Source organism: Acinetobacter sp. DMC2 (genome assembly GCF_056314305.1).
On the sequence record NZ_JBQUYP010000002.1, the window covers coordinates 152,430 to 177,600 of the forward strand.

The 25,171-nt window shown below is 39.8% G+C and carries 34 protein-coding genes and 1 pseudogene; all 35 read right to left on the bottom strand.

Annotated features, from left to right (window positions below):
* Window positions 1-1,227: pseudogene (locus ACT53H_RS04975) on the bottom strand (hypothetical protein); the annotation flags it as partial.
* A gap of 59 nt (window positions 1,228-1,286) precedes the next feature.
* Window positions 1,287-2,135, bottom strand: coding sequence for a DUF2163 domain-containing protein (locus tag ACT53H_RS04980; RefSeq protein ID WP_476008765.1), 849 nt, complete (start codon window positions 2,133-2,135; stop codon window positions 1,287-1,289).
* Entirely contained in the window at window positions 2,132-2,785 is a 654-nt protein-coding gene (locus ACT53H_RS04985) for a DUF2460 domain-containing protein (RefSeq protein ID WP_476008766.1), read from the bottom strand. The genes ACT53H_RS04980 and ACT53H_RS04985 overlap by 4 nt, the downstream gene beginning before the upstream one ends.
* 10 nt (window positions 2,786-2,795) lie before the next feature.
* Complete coding sequence (locus ACT53H_RS04990; protein ID WP_476008767.1) at window positions 2,796-5,834, bottom strand: phage tail protein; 3,039 nt, start codon at window positions 5,832-5,834, stop codon at window positions 2,796-2,798.
* A 93-nt stretch (window positions 5,835-5,927) separates the two neighbouring features.
* Window positions 5,928-6,428 (bottom strand): zinc ribbon domain-containing protein, encoded by a 501-nt coding sequence (locus ACT53H_RS04995; protein ID WP_476008768.1) that lies wholly within the window; start codon window positions 6,426-6,428, stop codon window positions 5,928-5,930.
* A 71-nt stretch (window positions 6,429-6,499) separates the two neighbouring features.
* Window positions 6,500-6,727, bottom strand: coding sequence for a hypothetical protein (locus ACT53H_RS05000; RefSeq protein WP_476008769.1), 228 nt, complete (start codon window positions 6,725-6,727; stop codon window positions 6,500-6,502).
* A 35-nt stretch (window positions 6,728-6,762) separates the two neighbouring features.
* Window positions 6,763-7,077: a hypothetical protein gene (locus ACT53H_RS05005; RefSeq protein ID WP_246891351.1), complete on the bottom strand. Its 315-nt coding sequence runs from the start codon at window positions 7,075-7,077 to the stop codon at window positions 6,763-6,765.
* A 6-nt stretch (window positions 7,078-7,083) separates the two neighbouring features.
* The gene (locus ACT53H_RS05010) at window positions 7,084-7,851 is read right to left on the bottom strand and encodes a hypothetical protein (RefSeq protein ID WP_159137721.1); all 768 of its coding nucleotides are present in this window, start codon (window positions 7,849-7,851) and stop codon (window positions 7,084-7,086) included.
* 63 nt (window positions 7,852-7,914) lie between these two features.
* Window positions 7,915-8,358, bottom strand: coding sequence for a hypothetical protein (locus ACT53H_RS05015; protein WP_159137722.1), 444 nt, complete (start codon window positions 8,356-8,358; stop codon window positions 7,915-7,917).
* Window positions 8,351-8,833: a hypothetical protein gene (locus tag ACT53H_RS05020; protein ID WP_476008770.1), complete on the bottom strand. Its 483-nt coding sequence runs from the start codon at window positions 8,831-8,833 to the stop codon at window positions 8,351-8,353. Before ACT53H_RS05020 ends, ACT53H_RS05015 begins: the two co-directional genes overlap by 8 nt.
* A 7-nt stretch (window positions 8,834-8,840) precedes the next feature.
* Window positions 8,841-9,032, bottom strand: a complete 192-nt coding sequence (locus ACT53H_RS05025) for a hypothetical protein (protein WP_476008771.1) — start codon at window positions 9,030-9,032, stop codon at window positions 8,841-8,843.
* Between the two features lie 9 nt (window positions 9,033-9,041).
* The gene (locus ACT53H_RS05030) at window positions 9,042-9,425 is read right to left on the bottom strand and encodes a DUF4054 domain-containing protein (protein ID WP_476008772.1); all 384 of its coding nucleotides are present in this window, start codon (window positions 9,423-9,425) and stop codon (window positions 9,042-9,044) included.
* A 9-nt stretch (window positions 9,426-9,434) separates the two neighbouring features.
* Window positions 9,435-9,812 carry a hypothetical protein gene (locus ACT53H_RS05035; RefSeq protein WP_476008773.1) on the bottom strand — a complete coding sequence of 126 codons (378 nt, stop codon included), beginning with the start codon at window positions 9,810-9,812 and terminating at the stop codon, window positions 9,435-9,437.
* Window positions 9,813-9,825: 13 nt separating this feature from the next.
* On the bottom strand, window positions 9,826-10,800 hold the full coding sequence (locus tag ACT53H_RS05040) for a DUF2184 domain-containing protein (protein WP_476008774.1): 975 nt from the start codon (window positions 10,798-10,800) through the stop codon (window positions 9,826-9,828).
* 5 nt (window positions 10,801-10,805) lie between these two features.
* Entirely contained in the window at window positions 10,806-11,276 is a 471-nt protein-coding gene (locus tag ACT53H_RS05045) for a structural cement protein Gp24 (RefSeq protein WP_476008775.1), read from the bottom strand.
* Between the two features lie 13 nt (window positions 11,277-11,289).
* Window positions 11,290-12,483 carry a DUF2213 domain-containing protein gene (locus tag ACT53H_RS05050; RefSeq protein WP_476008776.1) on the bottom strand — a complete coding sequence of 398 codons (1,194 nt, stop codon included), beginning with the start codon at window positions 12,481-12,483 and terminating at the stop codon, window positions 11,290-11,292.
* Between the two features lie 88 nt (window positions 12,484-12,571).
* Complete coding sequence (locus ACT53H_RS05055; protein ID WP_159137730.1) at window positions 12,572-12,832, bottom strand: hypothetical protein; 261 nt, start codon at window positions 12,830-12,832, stop codon at window positions 12,572-12,574.
* Between the two features lie 282 nt (window positions 12,833-13,114).
* Window positions 13,115-13,348, bottom strand: a complete 234-nt coding sequence (locus ACT53H_RS05060) for a hypothetical protein (protein WP_159137731.1) — start codon at window positions 13,346-13,348, stop codon at window positions 13,115-13,117.
* Window positions 13,349-13,663: 315 nt separating this feature from the next.
* The gene (locus ACT53H_RS05065) at window positions 13,664-14,476 is read right to left on the bottom strand and encodes a phage head morphogenesis protein (RefSeq protein ID WP_476008777.1); all 813 of its coding nucleotides are present in this window, start codon (window positions 14,474-14,476) and stop codon (window positions 13,664-13,666) included.
* The gene (locus ACT53H_RS05070; RefSeq protein ID WP_476008903.1) at window positions 14,421-15,764 is read right to left on the bottom strand and encodes a DUF1073 domain-containing protein; all 1,344 of its coding nucleotides are present in this window, start codon (window positions 15,762-15,764) and stop codon (window positions 14,421-14,423) included. Before ACT53H_RS05070 ends, ACT53H_RS05065 begins: the two co-directional genes overlap by 56 nt.
* 50 nt (window positions 15,765-15,814) lie before the next feature.
* Complete coding sequence (terL, locus tag ACT53H_RS05075; protein WP_159137734.1) at window positions 15,815-17,341, bottom strand: phage terminase large subunit; 1,527 nt, start codon at window positions 17,339-17,341, stop codon at window positions 15,815-15,817.
* The gene (locus ACT53H_RS05080; RefSeq protein WP_476008778.1) at window positions 17,319-17,795 is read right to left on the bottom strand and encodes a DUF2280 domain-containing protein; all 477 of its coding nucleotides are present in this window, start codon (window positions 17,793-17,795) and stop codon (window positions 17,319-17,321) included. The genes terL and ACT53H_RS05080 overlap by 23 nt, the downstream gene beginning before the upstream one ends.
* 61 nt (window positions 17,796-17,856) lie before the next feature.
* Complete coding sequence (locus ACT53H_RS05085; protein WP_476008779.1) at window positions 17,857-18,498, bottom strand: putative metallopeptidase; 642 nt, start codon at window positions 18,496-18,498, stop codon at window positions 17,857-17,859.
* Window positions 18,458-18,934, bottom strand: coding sequence for a hypothetical protein (locus ACT53H_RS05090; protein ID WP_476008780.1), 477 nt, complete (start codon window positions 18,932-18,934; stop codon window positions 18,458-18,460). Before ACT53H_RS05090 ends, ACT53H_RS05085 begins: the two co-directional genes overlap by 41 nt.
* A gap of 53 nt (window positions 18,935-18,987) precedes the next feature.
* Window positions 18,988-19,590, bottom strand: a complete 603-nt coding sequence (locus ACT53H_RS05095) for a hypothetical protein (protein ID WP_476008781.1) — start codon at window positions 19,588-19,590, stop codon at window positions 18,988-18,990.
* A complete protein-coding gene (locus ACT53H_RS05100; RefSeq protein WP_476008782.1) occupies window positions 19,587-19,994 on the bottom strand; it encodes a hypothetical protein in 408 nt (135 codons plus the stop codon). The genes ACT53H_RS05095 and ACT53H_RS05100 overlap by 4 nt, the downstream gene beginning before the upstream one ends.
* 262 nt (window positions 19,995-20,256) lie before the next feature.
* Window positions 20,257-20,475 carry a hypothetical protein gene (locus ACT53H_RS05105; RefSeq protein ID WP_410242385.1) on the bottom strand — a complete coding sequence of 73 codons (219 nt, stop codon included), beginning with the start codon at window positions 20,473-20,475 and terminating at the stop codon, window positions 20,257-20,259.
* Window positions 20,476-20,534: 59 nt separating this feature from the next.
* Window positions 20,535-21,215 (bottom strand): hypothetical protein, encoded by a 681-nt coding sequence (locus ACT53H_RS05110; RefSeq protein WP_476008783.1) that lies wholly within the window; start codon window positions 21,213-21,215, stop codon window positions 20,535-20,537.
* A gap of 349 nt (window positions 21,216-21,564) precedes the next feature.
* Entirely contained in the window at window positions 21,565-22,077 is a 513-nt protein-coding gene (locus tag ACT53H_RS05115) for an antiterminator Q family protein (protein WP_476008784.1), read from the bottom strand.
* Between the two features lie 2 nt (window positions 22,078-22,079).
* Window positions 22,080-22,472: a DUF559 domain-containing protein gene (locus ACT53H_RS05120; RefSeq protein ID WP_476008785.1), complete on the bottom strand. Its 393-nt coding sequence runs from the start codon at window positions 22,470-22,472 to the stop codon at window positions 22,080-22,082.
* Window positions 22,469-22,582 carry a putative phage replication protein gene (locus tag ACT53H_RS05125; protein ID WP_004791056.1) on the bottom strand — a complete coding sequence of 38 codons (114 nt, stop codon included), beginning with the start codon at window positions 22,580-22,582 and terminating at the stop codon, window positions 22,469-22,471. Before ACT53H_RS05125 ends, ACT53H_RS05120 begins: the two co-directional genes overlap by 4 nt.
* Entirely contained in the window at window positions 22,579-23,622 is a 1,044-nt protein-coding gene (locus ACT53H_RS05130) for a DNA-methyltransferase (protein ID WP_476008786.1), read from the bottom strand. Before ACT53H_RS05130 ends, ACT53H_RS05125 begins: the two co-directional genes overlap by 4 nt.
* On the bottom strand, window positions 23,619-24,569 hold the full coding sequence (locus tag ACT53H_RS05135) for a helix-turn-helix domain-containing protein (RefSeq protein ID WP_476008787.1): 951 nt from the start codon (window positions 24,567-24,569) through the stop codon (window positions 23,619-23,621). Before ACT53H_RS05135 ends, ACT53H_RS05130 begins: the two co-directional genes overlap by 4 nt.
* Window positions 24,566-24,862 carry a hypothetical protein gene (locus ACT53H_RS05140; protein ID WP_476008788.1) on the bottom strand — a complete coding sequence of 99 codons (297 nt, stop codon included), beginning with the start codon at window positions 24,860-24,862 and terminating at the stop codon, window positions 24,566-24,568. The genes ACT53H_RS05135 and ACT53H_RS05140 overlap by 4 nt, the downstream gene beginning before the upstream one ends.
* Complete coding sequence (locus ACT53H_RS05145) at window positions 24,859-25,161, bottom strand: hypothetical protein (RefSeq protein WP_476008789.1); 303 nt, start codon at window positions 25,159-25,161, stop codon at window positions 24,859-24,861. The genes ACT53H_RS05140 and ACT53H_RS05145 overlap by 4 nt, the downstream gene beginning before the upstream one ends.
* Between the last annotated feature and the right edge of the window lie 10 nt (window positions 25,162-25,171).

Genomic DNA, 25,171 nt, shown 5'->3' on the forward strand with positions numbered 1-25,171 from the left:
TGTACTGGCATCATTAGAAGCGGTATTAATAGCCTCAGTTTTTGCAGCATTCGCTTTAGTGCTCGCGTCATTAGCTGCTGTACTAATAGCTTCAGACTTAGCAGCATTTGCTTTTGTACTGGCATCATTAGAAGCGGTATTAATAGCCTCAGTTTTTGCAGCATTCGCTTTAGTGCTCGCGTCATTAGCTGCTGCTTCAGCTAAAGCCATTACCTCGCCATATGCATATTCCTTTGCACCAACCTCAGCCGTTACATCATCTACGCCAAGATAAATAATCGCGGTTTCACTGTCAGTGCCATAGGTTCGCACCCATGGACGCATATAAACAGCATTATTTACTGGGACTAATTCAAATGCTTTAGTAACCACGCCATTTGAAACTTTGATAGATGATGTTTCTAAAACAGTATGGGAAATTGATTCCTTATTATGATTTAAGTATTCAATACCAAATTGAATAGCATCATTTAATGGATCGGTAGAGTTTATTGTCCGAAGTAAAGAAAACTTTGCTTGATATTTGTGCTGACTATAAACAGCGGGTGCAGCGCGAGGAGCAATATATGTTTCTATATTCTTAAATTTAATGACTTTTCCAATATTTGGAACTGTCGTCAAAATAACATTTACAGAAGGTATAAAAGTACTATTGAGTACTTCACCATAAAGCTCACTACTGAATAAGGTTATCGCATCACCAGCTCTATCAACATTTGAGTTAATGAAAGCATTTACGTTAGCTTTTTGATTCGATGCAACACTGTCCGCATAATTTTTAGCATTTTCTTCAGCTGTATCTGCTTTCGTTGACGCATCAATTGCAGCGGCAGTGATAGCTTCCGATTTAACAATGTCATCTGCATTATCAATATAAGGAAGCATTTCATTAACCAAAATAGCTTCAAGGTTATCATCAACCTCAATAGCTTTTTGATCTGCATAAGCAATCGCTCGATCTAAATCACTTATATTGGTAACGGTCCAATAATCACCGTCTGCTGAGCCTACAGGCTTTTCCCAACGCCAAACTTTCCCAGTATCCAAGGCCTTAGCATAGCTAGTATTTTCAACGGGTCGAGAGCCCCTTAATAATGAAGTTGAAGAAAAAGAAGGGCTCTGTGCTTCAATCGATTTTAAGAAATCAATCAATAATCCAAGATTGGTTTTAAATAAAGCTTCGGTAACACTAGGGCCAATAAAGAAATCTTTGTTAGGAATAGCCATAATTTTTTCCCAAAAAAAAACCCTGTTTTTAGGCAGGGCTTTAGTTAAATATTAATGTATTAGACGGATGTTTCAGGAATTGGAACGAAAGGTGAACCGCGAAATCTGGCACGATTATTAAAACGGTTCACACAAGTTTCTAGACGCTTATCGCAACCAGAATAAACTTTAATTGTTTGCCCTACACTCGGCACTTCCAGAAGCGGTAACGTCAATAACAACGCACCAGACTCATGTAACCTGACTGTTCGCTTAATTCCTGTATTGACGAACTCCACAACGCCTTGGGTAAACCAACCTTGAGGCTGACTTAAATTGCACAAAATACGATTAGTAGTACTACCTGCTTGCACTGAAGTAGTTACTGAAAAATTATCTCGTGATAACCCGCAAGCACCATCAAACAGCGTATTCAAACAACTCGGCTGATAAAGATTTCTAGGCATTTGAAGTTTTAGATTGTCAACATCAGAAACTACACTTGCATTAATTACATAGCGATCAAACTCAGGCTCAATAATCCGGCCTTCAAACAATACAATTGTCCCCGCACTGGTATCAGTCGGCGTATTCTCATCCATGAATATACGTTCTAATTTAAATCGGGCTCCATCTAAAACGCCATTATGGAAAGCCTGAACAACAGGTATATCCCCAAATTTGGAATTCTCAGAAGTTTCAATTGTGATGGATAAATTATCGACTTCGATACCTAGCGAAAGGCTGACACCATCACGGCTTATATTTGGTCCATCAGAACGAAACTCTTTACCACTAACGGTCAAATTGACGTCATAGCTGGTATAGCGGTACTCAATGCCTTGAATCGTAGTAATGGTGTACAAATCAGCCATAATGAACTGTTCAGCATCCAGCAAAGCAATTAGTTTTGGTGAGGCTTGTCTCATATCTTATTTCCCAATGAACCAATGAACTCAACTTTTTGTGCTTTCCATAGGTTGTTCATAAAATTCACATATTCCTGATCATCACCCTTGAATCGGCAACGATAATAAAAAATACCACTCACTTGATATTCAATACCCGCCTCTACAGGTTGCGTAAGGATATGCTTACCATCCGAAGTGATTTGTGCAGTTGTAGAACTCCACATATTTTTTGATGTAGTTGCACTCCACATATTCTTAGTAGTGATCTGATTCCACATATTTAAATTTACTATGACCGAAGATACTGCTTGCGTGTTACCAAGCGGCATTGGAGTATCATAAAATTGCTTGTAAAGCTGGACAGCGGTTGTAGAACCATCGCTTAAATATTTACAAGTAAACTCATTATCTTGAGGCATCTTAAATAAGAATGAATCAAAGGCCCCTCTTCTAGCCAAGAAAAAGCCTTCCAATTGCTTAAGTTCATTTCGCCCCTTACCTTCTCTTAAGAAAGCGTAAGAGAGCGAAATTTCATATTTTGGCATAGCTTGAAAACTAGCCCTGAGTTCACGGCCATTAATTGATGTCATGATTTTGGTATTAAACATAGGAGTCTTAGAAAGATCCCACTCAAGACCGGGTAATTCTGGAAATAATACGTTTGACACTTACACCTCCTTATTTACCATTCTTACCAAATCCACGTGCATAGCTTTGCAAACCACTTGCGACCGCACGACCATTATTTTTTAAAAGACGTTGAATACTCTTCGCATCAATTGCACTAATATTAATAGTCGCTCCAGCACTTCCGCCTTCAGATGCAGCTGCTGCGCCAAAACTTGCACCACTACGCATAGCTTTACCCATTTCACGAATGGTATTTGCATGTTGTGAAGGTAAAACCATTTCGTCTTCATGTAGCTGTGTGACTGGATTCACACCGGATGGAATGTCATAACCGCCTCGAGCAGATTTAATCTTGCCGGCTAAACCAGCAACTAAACCGAATGCAGCAGCACCGGCACCTACGGCGAGGATTGGTCCAATGTATGGAATGGCAACCATTGCTTTAAAAGCACCTGCCATGGCTTCCCATGCAGACATCATGATGCCTTTGATCGCTTCAGCAGCCTTTAAGCCCAATCGAGCTAAACCACCAGCAGCGGTAACACTGGTACGTGTTGCTTCACCCGCAATCGTTGCACCTGTTTGTGCAGCTTGCCCCGAAGCCTCGGCCGCCGTTTCAGCACCAACAAAACCAAGCTTTCGAGCTAACTTAATAGCTTGGATTCTCAGCCAGCCTTGGAGCTCTTTAGTAGCCGATTGCAATGCAAATGCGCCCATATCAGCTAGCACCGCTTTAGTTGCATTACTCCAAGTCAAGGTGCCATTCATAAGTGATTGAATGCCCTGATCCCAAAGGTTTGCAAGTCGAGAGGTGAATCCGCCGAACTTAGCCTCAAAGTCTTTCATTTCCGCATCACTAATTAAGCCCATAGACTTAGTGTCAGAAACTTTCTGATCTGACTCTAAATCAGAAATATTGTTTGTGATTTGGTTTTGATTGCCCTGTTTGCCAGTAATGCCAGTTTGCTCATTCTCAAGTGCCAGACGCTCTAAAAGACCTTGCCGTTTAATTTCACGTAATTGATCTTCTAGCTGCTTCTCTAATTGAACTTTGCGAAGATTTGAAATTTTCTTGGCATCATATTCGGCTTGGATTCGCGCAGCCTCAATTTCATAAAGGCGCTGTGCTTGCTGTTGATAATTGTCGATCTGTTCTTCACGAGCTTTTTTGTATTCCTCAAACTCTTTTAAACGGATAGCAATGATCTTGTCTGAGGCATCCTTTTCGGCTTTGACTTTTGCAGCGGCTTTTTCATCAGCAGTCATCTTAGATTTTTCAATTTCATCTAGAGCTTTTTGAAGATCTAAAGCAACTTTCTTTTCTTCAGATGCATATTTATACCGAATATCAGCAAGTGCTTTAGCTGCCTGTTCAGCTTGTCGTTGACGCTCTTTAGCCTCTTGTTCTGCTTTAGATTTTGCAGACGATTTAGAACCGCCCTTGTCATCTTTTACACCTGTACCAATACCCTTATTAATACTTGGTGGTGCAGAGCCAAGTGCAAGTTTTGGTGGCTTGGGTGGCCCAAGTGGAGTGGTTGGATCCTTAAAAACATAATTAGTAATCTTTTGATTACCAGCAGTTGTTACATCAAGAATTCTCTTACCTGCTGTGACAAGCGAATTAGCTGCGGTTGAAGCGCCATTATTCCAAGAGTTTTTAAGATCAGCCATACGACCTTTCATTTGGTTCGTGTATCGTTCAGTAATCCCACCTAATTGTGATAATCCACCCTCCCACGCTGCTTTCGCACCTGAGAAATTGAAGTGAAGAATATTATTAACGACACTACCAAAAGTTTGAAACTTAACTTGAAGGACATCTAAACCGAATTGAATGGTATTGCGAACCATGTCAAACCCAGCCATAAGACCATTAAAGGCAATGATTAAGGCCTGACAAACTGTCACCACTACGGCGCGAATAATTGCAAAAGCCGATTGAACCCCAACTTGAAATCCAGTAACTACAACACCCAGTGCACGCAACGCTACAGAAATAGCATCCATAAAACCTATCTGTGTATTTGCATCGTCACCAATGTTTCCCGTTAAATCATTCCATATTCCTGCAATGGTAGTGAACTGTTCACTCAGAATAGAAAAGAGACTTTCAAAAATACCAATAATTGATTTAATGGAATCATCAATGGCATCTTTGGAATCTACTGCAAATGTCAAAAATTGATTTGCTAAATCCGTTAATGCTGGTGCGGCTTGAGCAGCTAAACGTGTTAAAACGCCTTGTAAGGTCGTTTGGATGGTCTCTAATGCTGTATTAAATTCTTTAGTGGCAGCAATTGCATCCTCACTCATGATTACGCCTAAATCATGCGCTTGTCTTGCATACTCTTTTAATTTTTGTCCGTTGTTATCCAATAATGGCGCTAATAAAGTCGCATCATTCGCAATGGCTTCCATGTAGAAAGTCATTTCAGCCTGTGAGACATTTGCCTTTTGTAATGTCTGGTAGTACTTCTCAAGGATCTGTGGACCAGATAATCCTTGAAACTGTTTTGCAGTAACACCAACTTTAGGGGCAATCTTTTCAAAGAAGTCGGCCATTTCTCCGCCGCCCGTTTGCATGAAGTCACCGAACTTATCGTTAACATCTTTCATGATGTCCGAAAGCTTATCCTGCTCGACATTTACTTTTTTTGCAGCGAAGGCCCATTCTTGGAATTCGTTAGTATTCGCATTAGCCAAGCGGGATTGAATTTCTAGCTCCTTAGACGCCTTACCTACGGCGGAAACTAGATCCGGAATTGCAGCCACCCCTTCGGCTACACTTCTAGCAATTTCCTGCCCAATGCCAAGAAAAAATCCGCCTTTAACTAGAGATAAACCACTGGTAAGGGAGCTTTTAATATCGTTCCCTACAGTTTTAAATCTCTCTGAAAGGCCAGATGCAAAACCATTTAACTCTGATCTCATATTTGATAGATCAAGTTTAAAGTCGATATTATTTCCAGTGTTTTCAATTTTCTTGGAAGCATCTGAAACTATTTTTTCAGCATCTTGCATCCCTTCCTTGAGCTCAGAAGTTTTTGCACCGACATGTACTTCAACACGGTTATTATTTGCCATACCTACCTCTTAGGCATAAAAAAACCTTGCCGATGCAAGGTAAATTAAAATAAAAAACCCCGTTAGAACGGGGTTAATTTTTACGCATAATACTTACTGAATAACAACTAGGTCAGTTATTCCACAACCTGACGATGCAGCTTGAGAATGTATAAAGCCCATATTAAATTGTTTGACTGTTTTAGTTTCACCAGCTTTAACAATCTCATAAATTACTCGGCTATTGCTGTCGATCTTAGTTTTACTATTGGAATAGTGTTCACACTCTACAGTGATATCTTTAATGTCATATTTACTATTATTTTTAATTTTAAAATCAACTAACATGACACTATCAAAACCACCTTTTGCCCAATCATAATCTAAGACAGTATTTTTAAGTGCATCTTCTTTAGGTGACAATTCTCTAGTGCTATTTGATGAAGAAGATCCTTCACCCCCACCAGCAATAATGCCAATAATAAAAAGAATGACAAACCCTAAAAAGATCCATTTTAAAACTGAACGCTTTTTAACTTTCGCCCCACAACTTGGACAGTTTTTAGCTTGAGTGCTAACTTGTGCCCCACACTCTTTGCAATTAGTTAAAGCCACAGATTTATCCTTATAAAGTCATAATTAACAAACTTTAACCAACGCTTACAAATAATGCAAATAGGGCGGCCTTAACCACCCTGCGGGAAACTTTCTAAAACCTCAAGCATATCGTCTTCATCATCATCTGAGACGGTGACTTCTGACGGCTTTTCTTCCATTTCAAAGAGAGTTTCAATAATACGGCAGAGCCTTTGAATTCCGACATTTGCGGGAGGAATCTTATACTGATACGCACTTAATGCTCTTAATCGCGGCAGATCCATTTCATTACGTACATAGTCGTAATCTTTACCCATCGTCAGCACTAAATGCGTGTACAGCTCCTCCCAGTCTATTCCCCCGAGCCACCTGCTGCGCTGTCATCATTCCCTTTAAGACCAGACACAGACATTACAGCTTCCATCACTTCTGTGAGCTGGTCCATAAATAGCATCTCTGCAACATCATCACGAGTAATGTCGGGGTAATTTCGCTTCAAAGATTTGTGTGCCACATCAATTACTGTGCCGACATCATCGGGCTTGAATGATTGAAGTGCCGGCAATAGTTTCTCAACTGCACCAAGAGACAATGGAGCAAAAACAAATGGCTGACCATCAACAATAACTGTAGAGCCACGAGGGTTTTCAACTTGCTTAAATTGCATTTGTTCTTACTCCGATAAATCGATTTTGAAAACACGGTTGAGATCATCAGCCATCGGCTGGAATTCAAATTCTGGAATGTCGTAATCGTCCTGCTTTGAACTAAACCCAAGCTTGTTACTGGTACAACGGAAGAAATTCATGTGCATGAACTTACCTTTGTAGTCACGTTGAAGGTCAACGGCGAACTCTGGCGTATAGCCCATATCTAGGTTAGATACAGTGATTGTCTTAGCACCCGCTACCATTGCTGAATAACGGAAGCTTATAAATACCGTTTTACCTGCATCTGCAGTAGCAAATGTATAAGCACCAGTTGCGGCATCTATACTGTATTGACCTGTTGCTGGCGCTGAAGCTACACGTTTAAGTGGGATTGCCTTTGCATCTGTTACGCCTAGATCCTTTACGAATGTGCCGCTGTTAGGAACAACTGGTGTAACTGAACCACCAGCCGGAATAACTTCACCATTAATTGTTTGTGATACTGTCTCGATTCCTCCTTCAGCAACAACACCACCAAAGAAAATGGAATTTAATAAGGTGCCGTTAATTCGCCCAAAAGAAGCTTTACATTTAATGGCACCTTTACCACGTGCCGCATCAACTGCGAACTGTCCACGACCGAAAAGCTCTTTTAAGTCATAACTAATATCGACACCAACCGACTGTAGTACACCCACCTCAACTGGAGTGGGATTACCAATCGGTTGCCCATAAACATCTTGGATCGGTGTAGCAAAGATCTTGCCGGCACCAAATAAATATTGAGCCATTTATTTTGACCTCTCTAAAATGACAAAACCGCCATAGAAGGCGGTCATAAAATGAATGTTTTACTAGTTTGTTGTGAGGATCCGGATAGGGATAATGGCAATCGCCTGATCATCCAGCATGTTTTCTACTGCTTCATATACTTCTACTGTGCCCTCGATCCAGCAATGCTCTACCAAACCACCTAAGGTCTGATATTCGCTAAATTCTGGATGTTCTGGCTTGATAGCTTCACGTACACGATCAATAAAGATATTCATTTGTGATGATGGAGGCTTTGCAGTATCCGATTCATGGATATAGAGATAAACCTCGGCACTTAGTTCAACTTTTGAATCTAAACCATGAACCGGCACTTCTTGCTGATTGCCCTGTGTTATAAACATGGCTGGGCGTTGTTCTGGTGTTACATGGTTAAAGTGACGTAAACGGCGACTGACTGTAATAAGTCCTGCCACCTTTGTATTTAACCGATCAAATAAAGCTTGATAGATTGCTTCGCTATCCACTTGCTAAACCCCGCTCAATTGCTGCATCAATATTTTTCGGCACAATCTTGGCCACGATGTCCAGTGAATCACGCATAAAGCGCAATTCTCTAAAACGTACATTCCTTGAATGAGCTTTAATATTGACTTGAACCGGTGATATAGGTCGGCCGAAAGCCTGCTTAATTGTTCTTAGGTGTGCTTTAACTCCCAAAGAACCATTTAAACCAAACTCATGTGCAGGTGCATAAGGTACCAATGCACCACCAGCTCCCACCGTTCCCTCAATCGAATCCTTATCCTCATCCACTTTAGATGAAACAGATCCACGCAAGCGGCCAGACTGTACGTTCAGCCGTTGGCCACTCAACATATCTTCCTGAACAATCCGCTGTAAGCGCAAAGTAAGAGCGTTAATCGTGCGTCTTATTTCAAACCTAACGCGATTATTCATCTCATCAAAGTTGACTTGGCTATCAACACGATAATCGCTCATAGCTTAATTACTCTTTAGCAGAGGCCGTCGATTTCTTTGGCTCAACCACTTCGACAAAACGTTCAAAACCTAAGGGCTTTAAAATATGGATAATGTCATTATCAGATTCTAAAACGCCGTTTTTGATTTCAAGGTTCTGACCAGCATTAACAATTTTTGTTGGCTTGTAACCTTGGGGTGCCTGATATTTAAAACGCATGGATATCTCCTATACAACAAAAGCACTAACGCCTAAACGGTTAGGGTTTGTGCCTTCATCATCAATTGGAATTGAATTTTTTAAGGCAAGGTAGCGCTGACCATACATGCTGAGATCATAGAAAGCTTCTTTCGATGATCGGGAATAACTCACGCTTTGGCCCGCGATTGTCATGCTCGAGGCGTTACTAAAAGCGGCACCATTGCTGCTAGCGGCACCGACTTTAAGAATATGCGCTGCATATAGACCTACAGCACGCTCCTTTAATGCGCCAAACTCAATTTGAGATACGACCAGATCTGCTTCTTCTAATGCATCCTGAATCCGTGCATCAGGCAAACTGACTAAAGTCGTATCGGTAGAGAATTTCTGGCGAAACGTTTGTACGTCCATATGTCTACCTTATTCCTTAGCCTGAGCTAACTTAGCTTGAAGCTGCTCAAGTGTTTCATCATCACTGAACGTTACTTCAAGCGCTGCTAGTTCAGCTTTCACGGCGGCTAAAGCAGCTTCATCTGCTGCCTTAGATGCCTCACTAGCTGCATCGTTTGATTTACCACCTTTGCCACCACGTCCACCAGTCTTACCTTTAGGCTCATCATCTGGGATTTCCTGAACTTCGAGCTCACCGATATCAATAAGATGTTTAGCAAACTTATTTTTAGAAAGCTTCTTGTGTGATTCTTCATCCACAAGCGTTGGGGTACCAGTAGGCAAAACAGCAATACCAGAAAAAACAAAAGCGGCCTGTAAGCCGCTATAGATATATGAATATTTCATACTGTTTTAATCCTTATACGTGGTCCAAGTAACGGAGAGAATCAACACGCTTCAACCATACGCCTTGATATTTATAGTGACCAGGCACTTTGATATCTACACCAACTGGTTGAGCAGCCAAGAAAGTAACGTCATTACATTTCATTTGAATGCATGACGGATCACGGCGGTAAATAATAGAACGGTCAGCTCCAGCTGTACCCTTACCGTTTGATCGACCTAAACCACGAAGCGTTAATGGCTTACCTTGTGATGCGAAGATGTTGTTTTCTTCAATGAATTTTAAGAATGTCTTACCGCCAGAATCAGCAACTACACGGGTAGAAAGGTGTAAATACTGGTTTGATGCCATTAAATAAGTATCCGGCTGTACAGATGCATCCCCATCGATAAGCTCTTCAGCATCTGCCAAGCTTGCGTTGAAGTCACTTAAAACTTCTTCAATTGTTGCAGTAGCCCAGTTATGTTGTGCTGTAACAATGGTTACACCAGTCTGATTTAAGAAACCCTTAACCCCTGTAAGTGCATTGCCATACCATGCAATGTTGCTTAAATGTTTTTCTGCAGCAAGACGAGCTGCCTCTACTTTATCTGCTTCAAGTGCTAAATTTAATTTTTGAGCTGCTTCTAACTCCAGCACTGAATACATATAACCAATAGTGCCGACCTTCACTGGCAATTGAACAGTATCATATTCAACTTCCGCCAAAGGAATATCATTACCAGTTCCTGAATGATCTTTACCCAAACCCACACCCTTCTTACGGCTTAGGATTTCTCCTCCACCATATACGGCACTGACAGGTTTAACAGGAATGTATTTAGCGTAATCCATCACTTGCTGAAGCTGAGGATCCATTTCGTTAAATTCTTCCAATTTAACGAATAATTGGGCTAAAGCATCAAGGTTAAATGCATCACCAATATTTGCTTGAACCATTTGAGCTACTGGTGTTAAACGTAGCTTCATTGCTGCCAATTTACTCATAATTATTATGCCCCACGTAATCGAACAGCTGCTAAACCCTGTTCATTTGAAATTGTTTCCCAAGAAGCGTTTGGCAACTCTATACCGTCTGTTGCTGTTGGGGATAAAGATCCTAACGGCGCTGCTGTCGTACCGTTAGCTGTTTTGACATAAACCTTTGCATTAATGTCAGTGACTGGTGCTGTGACCTTCACGTAAATCGAACCGATGGTCATAACTGGTGCTACATCAGTAGCTTTGTAGGCTTCTTTTCCATCTGCCGTTTTGCCTGATTTACCTACGCCGTGACGTACGATAATTCCAAACTTGGTATTAGTTGCACCGATTACCGCTGAAACTGTCTTTCCGTCAGTACTTCGCACAACCACATCACCATCATTCACCAAGCTGGCACCAGCTACAGGCAGGGATAAAATATCCTCTGGTCCAATGAGGTGAAACTTCATGCCGGGTGCAGCATCGTATTGCTTAACCATGATTTACATCCCCTTAGATTGTTTTGTATGCGTCTTCTTTGCTGTAGATCTTTTCTTCCCCACCGCCAGAAGGTTTACCATCACCAGCATTAATATTTTGTTGGTGGTTCAGAGCATCGGCCACCGGGTTCGATGGATGAGTTCCTTTTACAGCCGACAATGCGCGGAAAGTTGTATCGATCTGCTCAGGCTTTGCATCACCTACAGCAACGCTACCCATTAAAGCTGTTACTAACGCATCACCAGCTTTGGCTGCAATTACATCGCGCTTGATTTGCTCACATGTGCAGCCTTCAGTTTTAACTGTTGGCACCAATGCTTTAGCATCGGCAATCACAGCGGTACGTTCAGCAGCAGCTTGTTCAAGCTTTTCAGGCGTCATCTGGTTCTTTTCCAGATCACCCACTTTTTGTTCAAGAGTAGTTTTATCGGTATGCAACTGATCTACTACCGCTTGAACTGCATTTAGTTCATCTCCGATAGAAAATTGCTTATCACCGACTTTAAGTTTTGCAGCCTTCAAGTTTTCAAGCTGATCTTGTTGCTGCTTTAATGCATCCGCCAAGGGCTTATTATCGCCAATGTCAAAACGAATACCGTTTACACTTACTTCCATTGTTTTCCCCTTTGGAGTTTGCTTTTCGTCACCGATGCGGCAATCACCACCACAACGCCCGTATTTAACGAGAGCTATGTGATCACCATTAAAATTGATAAATTTAGCTTGGTACGGCGTACCGTCTGGCGCTGTACCTTGCTCAACAACTAACATGGCCCCGTAGCCAAGCGACATCTCAATGCGCTCGTTACTTTGAATAAGGTCAATACTGATCTTGTCCTTAATGAGTAGATCACCCACTAAATAATCGCCTTCCTGCCGGACGTTCTCACAATAACCAATGTGATAATCCTTCCAGTTAGAGGCATTAATTTCATTTTTAGGTGGGTGATAGTCAGTAGCATCTACACCATTGAAACTTGCAATCGTTTCAGGCTTAAAGAGTTCTTCTGCAGGCGTATAGATGTTAATAATCTGGTCTGCTGAATAACCCTCTAAAGACGGGAACTCATAGGCATAGTACTGACGGACCTGAGGCGCTTTAGCTAAGCGAACATTGACGCATTTCAGATACCCTTCTTTGGTAAATGAGCGTGTCGATTCGCTTGGCGCAAAGTCACCAATTTTGAGTTGGTAAATGGTTTTCATAAATTGTGCTCAATAAAAAAGAGCCATTCAGGCTCCTTAAATTTCTGATAATAAAAAACCCACCGAAGTGGGTTTTTTATTTAGATTGTTATTTGAAATGCTTTAACAAATTTCCCAACCAACCTATCAGAGTGTTTTTAAGCTCATCAAAAAAATGACTTAAAAAGCGTTGCACTAACTGCGGGAAATATGAGAATACAAATTCTTTAAGAAATCGTAAACTTACCCCGTAGTTTAGATGACACTCTTTTACCAAATCAAAAAGATCATCAACTGTTTTAATGGCAGCTTTAATCGTAATGATTCCTAACGAAGATTGAACATTTTTTAAAATAATTTGTGTAGCCATGTTTACACCTCACTAAGTTGATAGCTAACTAGAGTCAACAACATTGATGACTCTTTTGGGTGTAAAAATGGAATTCTTTGTTTTAGATTTCATAATGGATATATTAGATATATTATTTGTTTTAAATGTAATCTAAAGCATTGATATCAGTCAATCAAAATATCCTCAAAGTAAAATCATCAACTTTGAAGAGGTAAATGTTTTTCATAAATTGCGCTCAATAAAATACCACCCGAAGGTGGTTTGCTTGAAGTTTAAATATTTAGTCTATTTGCCCTATCTTTACTTTCTTTCAGTTTTCAACTTATGCTCAAGGTCTTTTAGTTGCTGATTAGACATTTCACTTAAAGCTAGAAATGTACCTTTCACCATGTCCTTAAATGCGTGAACAGTTTTATCAAGCCCTTTAGCGAAATCAATCATAAAACTTTCAAAACAATTTGGCTCATAAGAAACTTGCTGTTTAGCATTCAAACGGCGATAGAACCGTTCTTTTGAATACTTTTTACGTCTCATATCTTTAAATCCTTCCGCTAGAATTAGGCTTTAAAAGCCATGATGATTGAATCTAATTTCCAAATCAGAATAGGAATTGAGATTAAAAGAACTGACAAGAAGACTTTTTTCAAAGTTAGCTCTCGGAGCTGGTTCATATGCTCAGGTGTTTCAAAGCTTGAGTTTACACTTTTATCCCATTTTATTGGAGGGGTCGAAACAGTTGGTGGCGGAGGTGTAGGCTTTGGTCTAGGACTGCGGCAAGGCTGGTAACCACTGCCATCATTAGAGCCGTGTACTTTCCCGCACTTCCAGCATTTCTCGCATGATTTAGAATCAGTCAATTAAGATATCCTCATAATTAGGTAATGCCGTGCAACGACAACGGATAGGCTGTCCGGGATGCCCACCATCTGGCGGTGAATCCCATCTAAAGGTTTTACCCTGCTTATGTTGGTGATCTGGCCGTACCCGCTCATCTTTCGCCGTTTGCCATGTGTATGTCTCAACACCCATTGAAAGCTGTCTGGCTTGGTTGATTTGACCGTTAATCTTACCCATCTGATCACTAGCGATAAGTCGTGCTCGATAATCAGTAGACAACCCTAAATCTTTAATTGCTTTTGCAAGTTGTTCATTAGCTTGACCAGTCTGCAAAGCATTTGTGATTAGCACTTCAAGCTTATCGGCATATTGCTGAGGAATAGACTTAATCAAGCTGACATTGGCAGTGATATTTAGGTCTACTTCATCTTGAATGTCAGCAGCTCGGTAAAACGGTGTGAGATCCACACCAATAATTGTTTTGGTGTGCTCTGCAATTTGCTTGTCCACTTCCTTTTGGGTATCAGTCACAACTTTTGTGGCTAATGGTCGGGAAATCTCAACTACATACTTTGTGAGCTTTTCCCTAAACGACGTCATCATGTCAGAAAACCAAGCATCACCGATGTTCTGGCCAACCGTTGGAATAACAAGATCCTTGGTTTGTTCCTGACAGTATTTTGAAATAGCAAGCAATTGCCGAGTGTAATAAAGCTCTACACGGCGATTTACGTGCACGGCTCTAGGCTTAGAAGCTTTACGCCCTTTCTTACGTTTCTTCGCTTGCTGGAGGTGTGGTTTCAGTATCTGAATTATCGTCGTCATCTGGCTTCACCATTGTTTCAAGCTCTTTGATATGCTTTTCATCAATCACTGAATAAACACCGTCAATAACAAGCTGCTTTGCTATTTGTGGCTCTGTAATGACACCCATTTGAAGATATTTGTCATCCCGTTCTGCATTAGCTTTCTCAACCTCAGAACGGACCTTGGCATCTAATTGCCAAAGTGGATTGAATACAACATCTAAGGTGGGGATCTGACGTCCAAACGTTGACTGACAGATCACCGCGAGGAACTTCATCAAGATCGGCTTGAGGTCCCATTCCTGCTTAGTGGCAATTGAGTCGTAATAATTACGTGTGTCATGCTCACCAGTGGCGTTCATACCTGCTGGAGATTGTCCAAAAAGAATCGTAAAAGGGATATCTGCCGCGCCAGCTGTCTGAACCGAGAATTCACGCATCATGTCAGGCAAGCCAGCGAAGTTATACGTTTTTGAATCGTACTTCTCCTCAGCATCCAACACGATCATGCCGTTAATGCTCTTCATAAAACCAACGGACATGAAGCGCTCCATGACACCTTTCATATCCTCTTTAATCTTATCGACCAAGTTAGGCGTTTGAATAACGTCAATCTTCGACTCATGAATCAGGCTGGCTGAGCCTTTTTTCACACTGGAATGGTCAAGCAGATCCTCATAGACTTCCTGCAGAATACTTTGAGGCTCTTCATTCACCACATCAGCATAAGCGATACGTATCAAACGAGTATGATGAATACGCTTCTTAGCCTCATTCCCCATTTTCATGTCGTAAAATTCAGGCTGTTTAAGCAGTCCACAACATGCCGACGGCGGCAAATAACTGTTTTTATCCGCCGTAATGTATTTCTTCTTAACGACTGTAAAGAATTCCAAACGACCTTGACCAAGTTTAGAAATATCTAAAGGTTTGTCTAATGCCTCACCGTCAGCCGTTCCAAGAAGGATGTATACAACTCCATAGAGGCGAGAAAGGATTAAGCCTGATAAAAGCACACGCTCTAAGTGAAACGCCTTACACGCTTCCTCAAGGCGTTTTAAATCATCGCCCTGAACCCCCTCATAGAACCATCCAGCACGAAGCATATCCGATGCAGGACGATTGACAATACGCCGTGCTAGCCAGTTCTGGTACACCGCTTCGAGTTGTTCGTCATCAATGTCTTTACGGACGAACTTACCACCAGTAGCTTTGTCACGCTCGGTACCAATATTCGATACCAAGTTTGTATATGCGCCAGCATCACCAATCGCATTGATTGCTTTTTTAACAGCATCAGCGACCATAGTTTTAAGCTTGCCGTCTGCATTTTTTTCTTTAGCCATAATTTCCTCGTTTAATCAAATACAGTTGGCTTTTTAGCTAATGAATCATTAATCGCATCAATGGTCGGATCCCACTGGTCATCATGATCATGTGACCAATCCGCGGTGAGCCCTTCGATTTCTTCAATGTAGTTCAATAACCATGGTGCACTTGCAGGTAACCAAACGCGCTGATCCTCAACGTAAAGAATGACGTCCATTGTCCGTGACAGCTTGTCCTCATCACGCTGAATTGCCCGAATAGGTAATGTGGTTTCCCTAGAAATAGATTGAATCAATCCGGTACCACTCGCCTTGTCTTCTACAGCCATGTAACGCAGCTTGCCAATTTTGGTGTTGCTGTCCTTATGCTTATTGATAAAGGCTTTAGCCTCCTTCAATAGCTCAGGTGCTTCCCATTTGCCGCGCTTCACGTCAATGATGTAAAGGTTATTGTCATAGCCAAGACCAGCACATAAGAACACCGAGAAGTCATTATGCTTTTTGATCTTCTGTGCAGTATCGGCCCATACAGCCCGCCATTTAAGAACAGGTAATTCAAGATAACGAGGGAACCATTCAGCCTTAACAAGATCACCACCCAGTTTTTTAGGGCTTTGCATGTATTGGCTTGCAAATGTATAGCGAGATACCGTAGCGCCGTCCTTATCCTCGCCGCCTTTCTCTAACTGAAGTAATGAAAGTAATGATTCTTTTAACGGCCAATAGCTTTGACGTCCTTTCGCATCTCGTTCAACATCACGAGGAATTTTGCTTTGTATTTTTTCAGGCAACTTACTGATGTACTCTTCATCAATAAGTGCGGGAATACTGATTTGTTCCCACTCACCAGGCACATTACCAGTCATTACAAAGTTAGTCGGATCTTCAACGTGCAAACGCTGCATGATCAGAATAATTGGCGTGTCCGATTTAGCTTTACGCGAGTTGACCGTGTTTAGTATCTTTCGGTTAGCTTTACGTCTCGCGGTCTGGCTAAATGCATCCTCAGGCTTTAAAGGGTCATCAAGAATAATTGCACCAGTAAAGCCTTCATCCGCTAATGTACCGGCACGGCGACCAGTGACTTGCCCACCCATTGATGCAGAATAAACATGACCAGCATCATAGCCATCGACTGTAGTTTTCCAGCTCGATTTAGCATCGGTACTTGTCGATATCTTAATGGGCCAAAGACTTTGAAAGTCTTCTGACTTAACAATGTTTCGAGCCGTTGCAGATACATCTTCTACAAGTGACTGTGAGAAAGATAAATACAAAAAACGGGAACGAGCATTACGTGCTATGCCACGAGCAATTAGATTCGTGAGTAATTCAGTTTTACCGCTACCCGGTGGAACGTTAATTACTAAGTTCTTAACCTTCCCAGCAATAACCTCGTCAATCTTGTCAGCAATATATTCATGATGCCAATTAACCGAAAACTTAAAGCCCATGCGAGGTAAGAAAAAACGCCGTGTAAAGAATAAATGTTCTTTCTCACAGAGCTCACGCTCTAACTGCATTTCTAGCAGCTTAGTATTTACCTTTGAGTTCATCTAACACCTGCCGTATCTGTTCAGGCGTTGCAATAACTTGGGTTACGTTCTCGCTTTGGAGTGGCCCACCACCAGCGCCGGTTAGCTCTGTTTTGTTGGTATATTTCCCGCCAATGTCCTCAGCCGCTTGTCTTAGAATGCTCGTAGCTGCTACACGGTTTTTACTGTATTTCAGAAATAGATTTTCATAACGCTGCATGCGTACCGCTAAATTAGAAATAGGTATGGCCTCAGGCTGACCTAAAAACTTTTCGCGGGTCTTTTCAAAATCTATTCTTAACTCTTCACTTAGGTTTTCACCCGCCCGTTTAGTTGGGTCGTATTTTTCACATTGCTGCTTAGTAACTTTTATCCCGTATTCTTGGTTGACGAGCTCAGCAGTTTCTGTGGGTGTATTAAATACGGCAAGTGAACGAACTATAAAGAGTTTTACCTCTTTTTTTAGAGCCGCCATATCCTCAATCCTGTCAACCTACGTCAACCTAAATAGCCAAAAAAAAGAGCCCTAAGGCTCATCATGTGATAACGCAGTTTCCACAGCATTTTGATATATCTAAATCAGAAACAAACGGCGGGTTTTTAGCAACTTCAATTAAGCGCTTAACGTTTTCATTTGCTCCCCAACGCTTAACAACACCGATAAACTCTTCCACATCGTGACCAGCTAAATAGTGCTTTGGTAAGCCAGTATGATCACTGTAAATAATCTCACCGTCCGAATCTCGATCTACACCAATGTGATAAAGCTCATGTTCTAGCAAAGCACAAAACTCACTATCATTGGCTTTATCGCAAAATGTAGCATCGATAGTGATTAAGTAAGTCGGCACAAATCCAAACCAATCACGCATCTGCTGCTCTTGGCGAGCTTTCTTCCATCCGCCTTGTTGAAACATAACCTTTTCACATTGGCCCAACACCATACGCTTAGCTCTCGTATATGCAGAAGAAGCCCATGCAAATTCTAAAAACTCTTCATTATCATGAAGCAGCTCAGCGATATGATCATGGTCCGGGTTATGTAGTGGACCACCGAGCGTAAGAAAATTAGCAATAACCCATTTCTTTAAATCTGGTGCCGGTATTAAACGGATTGCTTCCTCTTCTTCAGCTTGATCAATAAAGTCTGGTTGCGGGAATGGTCTGATCTGATCCATTAAATATTTGCCTCTTCAAGTTTTTGAGCCACTCACTAGCGTATTCACTTCTTAACTGTACTGGTCCAGTATCATCGATCCTACATCTTGAAGCTGTCTCTATACGAACTACTGTATAGCCCATCTCCTCAGCTACGTCGTAACGATCAAGACTCCAAGCTTTATTCTTAAGCTTACCCTTTCGGCCACCTGACCAAGGGCCTCCAGCAATTTCAACTAAAATACGATGCTCAATTAAATGAAAATCAAATCGCCAGTGTTTTGTTGATTTAATTTGAAACTTCTTTTCGTATTTAATTTCCAGAACATCTAAAGCTTGAGTAAAGTCTTCCTCAGCTTCTAGATACTTTTGAGTAGCCTTTGGCAGTGGTCTGCTTTTAGATTTTGATTTAGGTTCTTTTTTTCTTGTCAACCAAAAGTATTCTTTATCATCCATATTTCACCCAATAAAAAAGAGCACCTAAAGTGCTCTTTTATAACTATGGAGTTTTATGCTTTTTTCATCAAGATTAGGGATGCATCTTCTACCATATCCTGATCGATATGGGTTTTAGAAACAGCTCCTTCCCACAATTTTGCATAAGCACTTTCATTAAAAGCGACTTTAACAACTGATCCAAAATTGCGAAATACGTTCTTAAATATCCAACACACACCCATAACAAAAGCAGTTAAAAATACAGTGATTGTTAAGGTTAATGAAGATAGGATCATATAACTGCTACAAACATAAGATGCGTCAGAACGAATTTTTCTTACAGCCTGTTGCAATTCATGATTGTCAATTCTATAGCTAGAACCTTGTTGAGCAAGTTGCTGCTTTATAACTTCACTATTAGTAAATTTTTTCCAGAGCACATACTGTAAAATTGAAAGATTTTCAGTTAAAGCAATTTGGGCATTTAAAAGTTTACGAGTTTCAACATATGCTCGACTATCAAGAGCTTGATGTTCACTAAATATCTTACGAAGTTGGCATCGTAAATCAAATAACTGATCTCTATGTGTATCAAGAATAGTCTTTTTTAAGAAAACCTGCCAAACAAATAAAAGCAATAAAATATTAAAAGCGGTTAAAACTACTCCTATCATTTTTTTACCCTCTTTTTAGTTGGTTTAGGGGAATCACCTTGACTAGTAAGGTTACTTGTCCCCCTAAAAGGATCATCTTGCTCTAATTGGTATTGATACTGTGCCATTTTTGCAATAGCTCTTTTCTTACCTCTACGTTCTAAATAACCATAAGTCACCCCTGAAGCGGTAACTATATAAAGAACAATATCACTTAAGCTTAAACTTTCAACAACTTTCGCTATTGAACTTATCGATTCAGCATTTCTGTCAGACAGAGCTACCAAATTGGTCATAATTAGATAAATACACCAAACTACAGCGCCCATCTTAATAAGTAAGAAAAGTATATCTTTAATAATTGTCCATTTCTGTATGTTTGCTGCAATTTTATTTGCTTCTAAATCATTGTTACTAATACCCAAAATGTCAGTCCTATCTTTTTTATTTATTATAATTTTTTAAATATTCAAATCAATATAATTAAAAAATTTAAAAGAAAAAGCCCCGCCAATAATCGATATTTAGCGGGGCCAGTTTGTGCCGCAATACGCTCGGCAAATTTAAAAATAAATATTAAAAAACCCGCTTCTAAATAGAAACGGGTCATAAAAACAAAAAACTTTCAGCGCAGTATTTGATATGAATCATACACTTCAATACATGTATTTACAATATGCCTTATACTTAATTTTTAGGTGCTCTTAAGATATCCAATACTAATTTAGACATTTCATGAAGATCAGATCCTACGGGCAACCAGAAGTGGTAAACAATATTGTCGCGGTTAAAAATCTGTTTATAGTACTCAGTTTTAAAGGATGTATCTAAATCAGAAGCATTAAGCAATCTGCCTTCTTTTTCTATCTTTTGCCCATCCAGCTCACCACCTACACAGATATTCATTTTACATACCAGTTTAAATTAGACTGGACTATAACACAAATAAAAACTACAGTAGTTTTTTAATGTTTGTTTAAAAACCAAGAATTAGCCTTTAATAAATCTTTATAAATTTTTAAGTTTTCATTAAAGAAATCTACTTTTGCAACATTATCTTCGAGTCCATTAAAACCATTTAAATCAATAACTTGATCCGTAATTGCTAATTTTAAATCCTTGGGCTCGCTCAAACCAATAAAAGGATTTAGATCTAAAACATCTCCAAAATTTTGAATAGTTTTCAGTTGAAGTTGTATATGTCTATCCAAAACTGGAAGGAACTTTTCTTTTATTACTTTATGAGATAATAGTTTGTCATTTTTTAAATCTTTAATTATGGCAAACAGATCTTTTTTATAATTTAATTGAACATTATTGCCACTACAAAAAGTGCTTTCACTTTTGCCAATAAGTTCTAACCTAGCAATATAATTTTCAATTCGTAACTTTTTCAATAATTTTTCTGATTCTTCATTGATTTTTTTAAGTTCAAGTGAAGCACCTAATCCTGATATTTTGGATATTTTCCCATAAAATAAACATATAAGCATTAACATAAAGACAACTGTAACTAATGTCACAAAGTCAGTCGACTCTATATATTTTTCAAATTTTAAGTAAGTAATTAAACCCAATATAATTAGAGTTAATATTATTACGAATGTTACTAATAAAAATTGCAAATTATTCTTTCTAAATTGCATGGCTTTCTCTACTAATTATTTACGATGTAAATATCTTAAGAAGAATTACCAACAAAAAACAAGTGTAAGCTATTGTTTACTATAGCGAATTTATAAGATTCATCATAGCAAAATCATGAAATTAATATTGATTTAATTCATTTTATTCACAAAAAAAATATAAGAAGCAGATTAAATACAGCTATTAATTGCTTTTCTATTTTTGTAATTTTATGTAAAAATTTAAATATCTTTTGAATATTTGATTAATAACTAATAAAAAAGCCCATCATCAGATGAGCTTTAATATCAGTGAACTAGATATACTTCGAACACTATAACACGAATATGCCATACCCTGTATTTACAGTCAAGAAGATTGATTTTCCACTACTACTGTTTTTATAAACTTATCAAATTGAAAATGCGAATAACGAGATTTGATATAAGCTAAGCCGCATTTAATGTCCTGTTGAATTTGCGAACCATATGTATCATTACTCTTTGCGATATCACGAATCGATTCGCCCATTACATAGTGCCACCAGATTGCCCCAATCCATTCCTGAAGAACCTCATCATCTATAGATTGAAGATCGTTAATAATTTTATGAATAGCACGAGCTTCATTATCGTTTAATTGACAGCAGGTTCCCTTACGGCGAATACACAAGCGATCTTTAAAACTCTCATCCCCCATGTACATAGCCATTAACTTTTCGCGTTGCTGTTGAGTGATACGTTTAGTAGGCATCGTCTTAACTATTTTGACCATTGTTTCAGTATCGCCGTTAAGCCAAGCCCCTAGCTGGCGGCACCATTCTTCAAAACTGTATTTAGACCAATCGACTGCTTGTAAAATGTGTTGTACTGGCATATTCATATTCATCCCACCAATTGCTCAATTTGTTTAATCGCCACGCCTGCTTTAACCTGCTCCGTACTAAACCGTAACACTGTAAAACCCATCATTGCCGCTTCGTTGTATTTCTCCATATCCCCGATGTAACCCTTACCCCTTGTATGACGCCCACCGCTCCAGATACCGCCTTCGACCTCGACCAAAATCTTTGTGCCGGTAATCAGAAAATCAGCTCTCCATTTTCGTTTTGGGTTGAATTTATATTCCTGCTCGAAATCAATCTTGCAGGCTTTTAGATGAGTTGCTAATAAAACCTCCCCCACACTTGGTTCTTGGGTTTGCTTTGCTGAACGGCGCTTTTTAGTTTTCTGAACAGGAAATAATTCACGGTATTCAGCAAGGCTCATTGAACTCACTCCTGAATTGCCTCCTTACGCGTATGCCACCAAAGCACTACAACGCCACAGATGACTCCAGTTACGATTGATATGAGCATTGCCCACGCTAAAATTTCGAATTTATTCATGCAGATTTCTCCATGATTTTGCATAAACGCTCTTGCTGAAGTTCGTAATAGTCTGAATTTAGTTCACAACCTAAATACTGACGATCATGCATTAGTGCTACAGCTGCTGTTGTTCCGGATCCCATGAATGGATCAAAGACAACATCATTGACTCGAGATCCCGCTAATACACATGGCTCAATTAAATCCATTGGGAAAGTTGCAAAATGAGCACCCTTATATGGCTTTGTAGAAACTTGCCAAACACTACGCTTATTACGAGTAAGTAAGTCATACTCGCTTTCTGATCTTTCTGATCTATGTGTGCCATATGCTTGATTTGGAATAACAGCAGCTCTCTTGCTATTAGCTCTTTTAAAACTATCGCGTGAGGATCTCGAGTAAACAGCTTTCATTGGCCCGTTATGCTTCATCACAGCGCGAGTACTGCCATTTTGTTGATCGAGATTTTGAGACAGTCTTTTAATTGAACTTTCAGCAACCGGTTCTTTAATTGCTACATGGTCAAAGTAATATCTTCGAGACTTACTGAATAAGAAAATATATTCATGTGCTTTGGTGCAACGATCAGTAATGCTCTCGGGCATTGGATTCGGTTTATGCCAAATAATATCTTGGCGTAAATACCAGCCATCAGCTTGAAGTGCAAAAGCCACTTTCCATGGAATACCAATTAAATCTTTTGGCTTTAAATTTGATTGAGCTGCATTTTGCTTTGGTAAAACTAATCCTTTTGTTTTTGGGTTCTTACCATCGTTAAGTCCTGTACGAGTCATGCCTCGGCCTGAACCAGCATAACTATCCCCAAGATTTAGCCAAAGAGTTCCATCATCATGTAACAACTCTCGCACTAAGCGAAAAACTTCAACCATGTTTTGAACATATTCATCAACGGTACTTTCCAAGCCTAATTGACCATCAACACCGTAATCACGCAACCCAAAGTATGGTGGTGAAGTAACACAAGTTTGAGCCTTTAAACCCTCTTCAATCATTTGTGTCATCAGAGCACGGCAATCACCAAATAAGATTTTATTCATGCTACTGCTCCTTTTTGTTGAAAACCAACTTGCTTGAGGTAAGGCATCAATTTTTGCTGTTGCTCAGGATCTGAAAGTTTTACGGCGATACGTGCAGCCAATTGCTCATAAGTTTCGTTTCCTTCCGCATACTTGCTAGCAAATTCAGGAAGCACAGAAAGTTTTTGAGCGAATGAGTAAATTTGTTTTGAACTAAGTGTGTTTGATTCCCCCTGTGGGACTCGAACCTGCGTTCCATTGTTTTTAGCTTGCTCACGAGATTTGTATTTTCCACATGCGTTGATTAACCAATCTGCAAAGTGGTAATTCATGAGTTCATCACAAAGATTCTTCTCTGCGTTGTAGAGTTCAAATGCACGTAATTCACGATCGAACCAAGTCGCGTTTTTGATCTGCTCGTAAGTTTCCTGATCAGTTGCCAAAAGAATTTCTTCACCAAGTTTTTTTAAACTCAACCATGTTTTTTTATTTTTAGATTCTATTGGTAGATTCATTGAAAGATTCCGTGTCCCAACGTTGGGACTGTTTAACGGGATTGTTGGGACTCTTTCATGGAATTGTTGGAACTGTTCCGTTGTTGGAACTGTTCCATTGTTGGTACTGTTTAAATCATCATTTTCCGTGTCAAAGAGTACCGTTGTAGGCACTGTTTCACGGCCTTTAACTCCGATCAAAAGATATACTTTTACCTGCTTAGTTCTACCTTCACGTTTACCAGTATCGATAATAAATCCATCCTCAATTAGCTCATCAATAATTTTTAAAACGGTCTTACGATCCATTTCAGTGTCTTCTACCAAACGGGCAATACTTGGATAGCATTCATGAGTTTCACCAGCCCTATCAGCCAGCGAAAGAAGAACCAGTTTTTTAAGTGGTTTTAATGCCCCGCCCACCTTTTGTTTTTGACGGGTTTTCCAAGCCCACACAGTTGCATCTAAGCTCATAGATCCCCCTTTTCATTCATTTGAATGAAAGTGCTACCTAAATAGCGAATGCGCTTTGCTCGATATAAACTTGAGATTATTTGACCAGCATGACCAAGATAAAGACCATGTTTGCCGTGTTGATCTATCAGTGCTTGCATAAATTCTTCACGGGTTACCGCAGCATTTTTTTCGTCACGATTTTGGCGTGCTAGATTTTTCTTACGGATTTCAAGCAAACCAGATAAAGTCCTTAAAGCTGGTTCATGCCAAGATTGGATATTTTTTTGGCTTTGTTGTTCTGAAATAGTCATGAAACCTCCGCTAAAGCTTGCTCAGCATTCGTTAAACGACGTTTAGCGTTGAGTTCTGCGACTGTTGCGGTGCGGATTTCTTTTGACGAAACCAAAATCAAATGATTCTCTGATTTGATAGTCCACAACCTAGTCAATGTTTTATTTTTAACCTCAAACAAATCATTTGATTTGAAATTACGGCAGTCTTCAGTAAGCACAACCACATCACCAACTAAGAATTCTGGTGAGTTGCCTTCAGACGTTTGATTTGGTAAATTAGTTTGCATATTCATTGACCTCAAAATTAATGAATCCATAACCACTCCT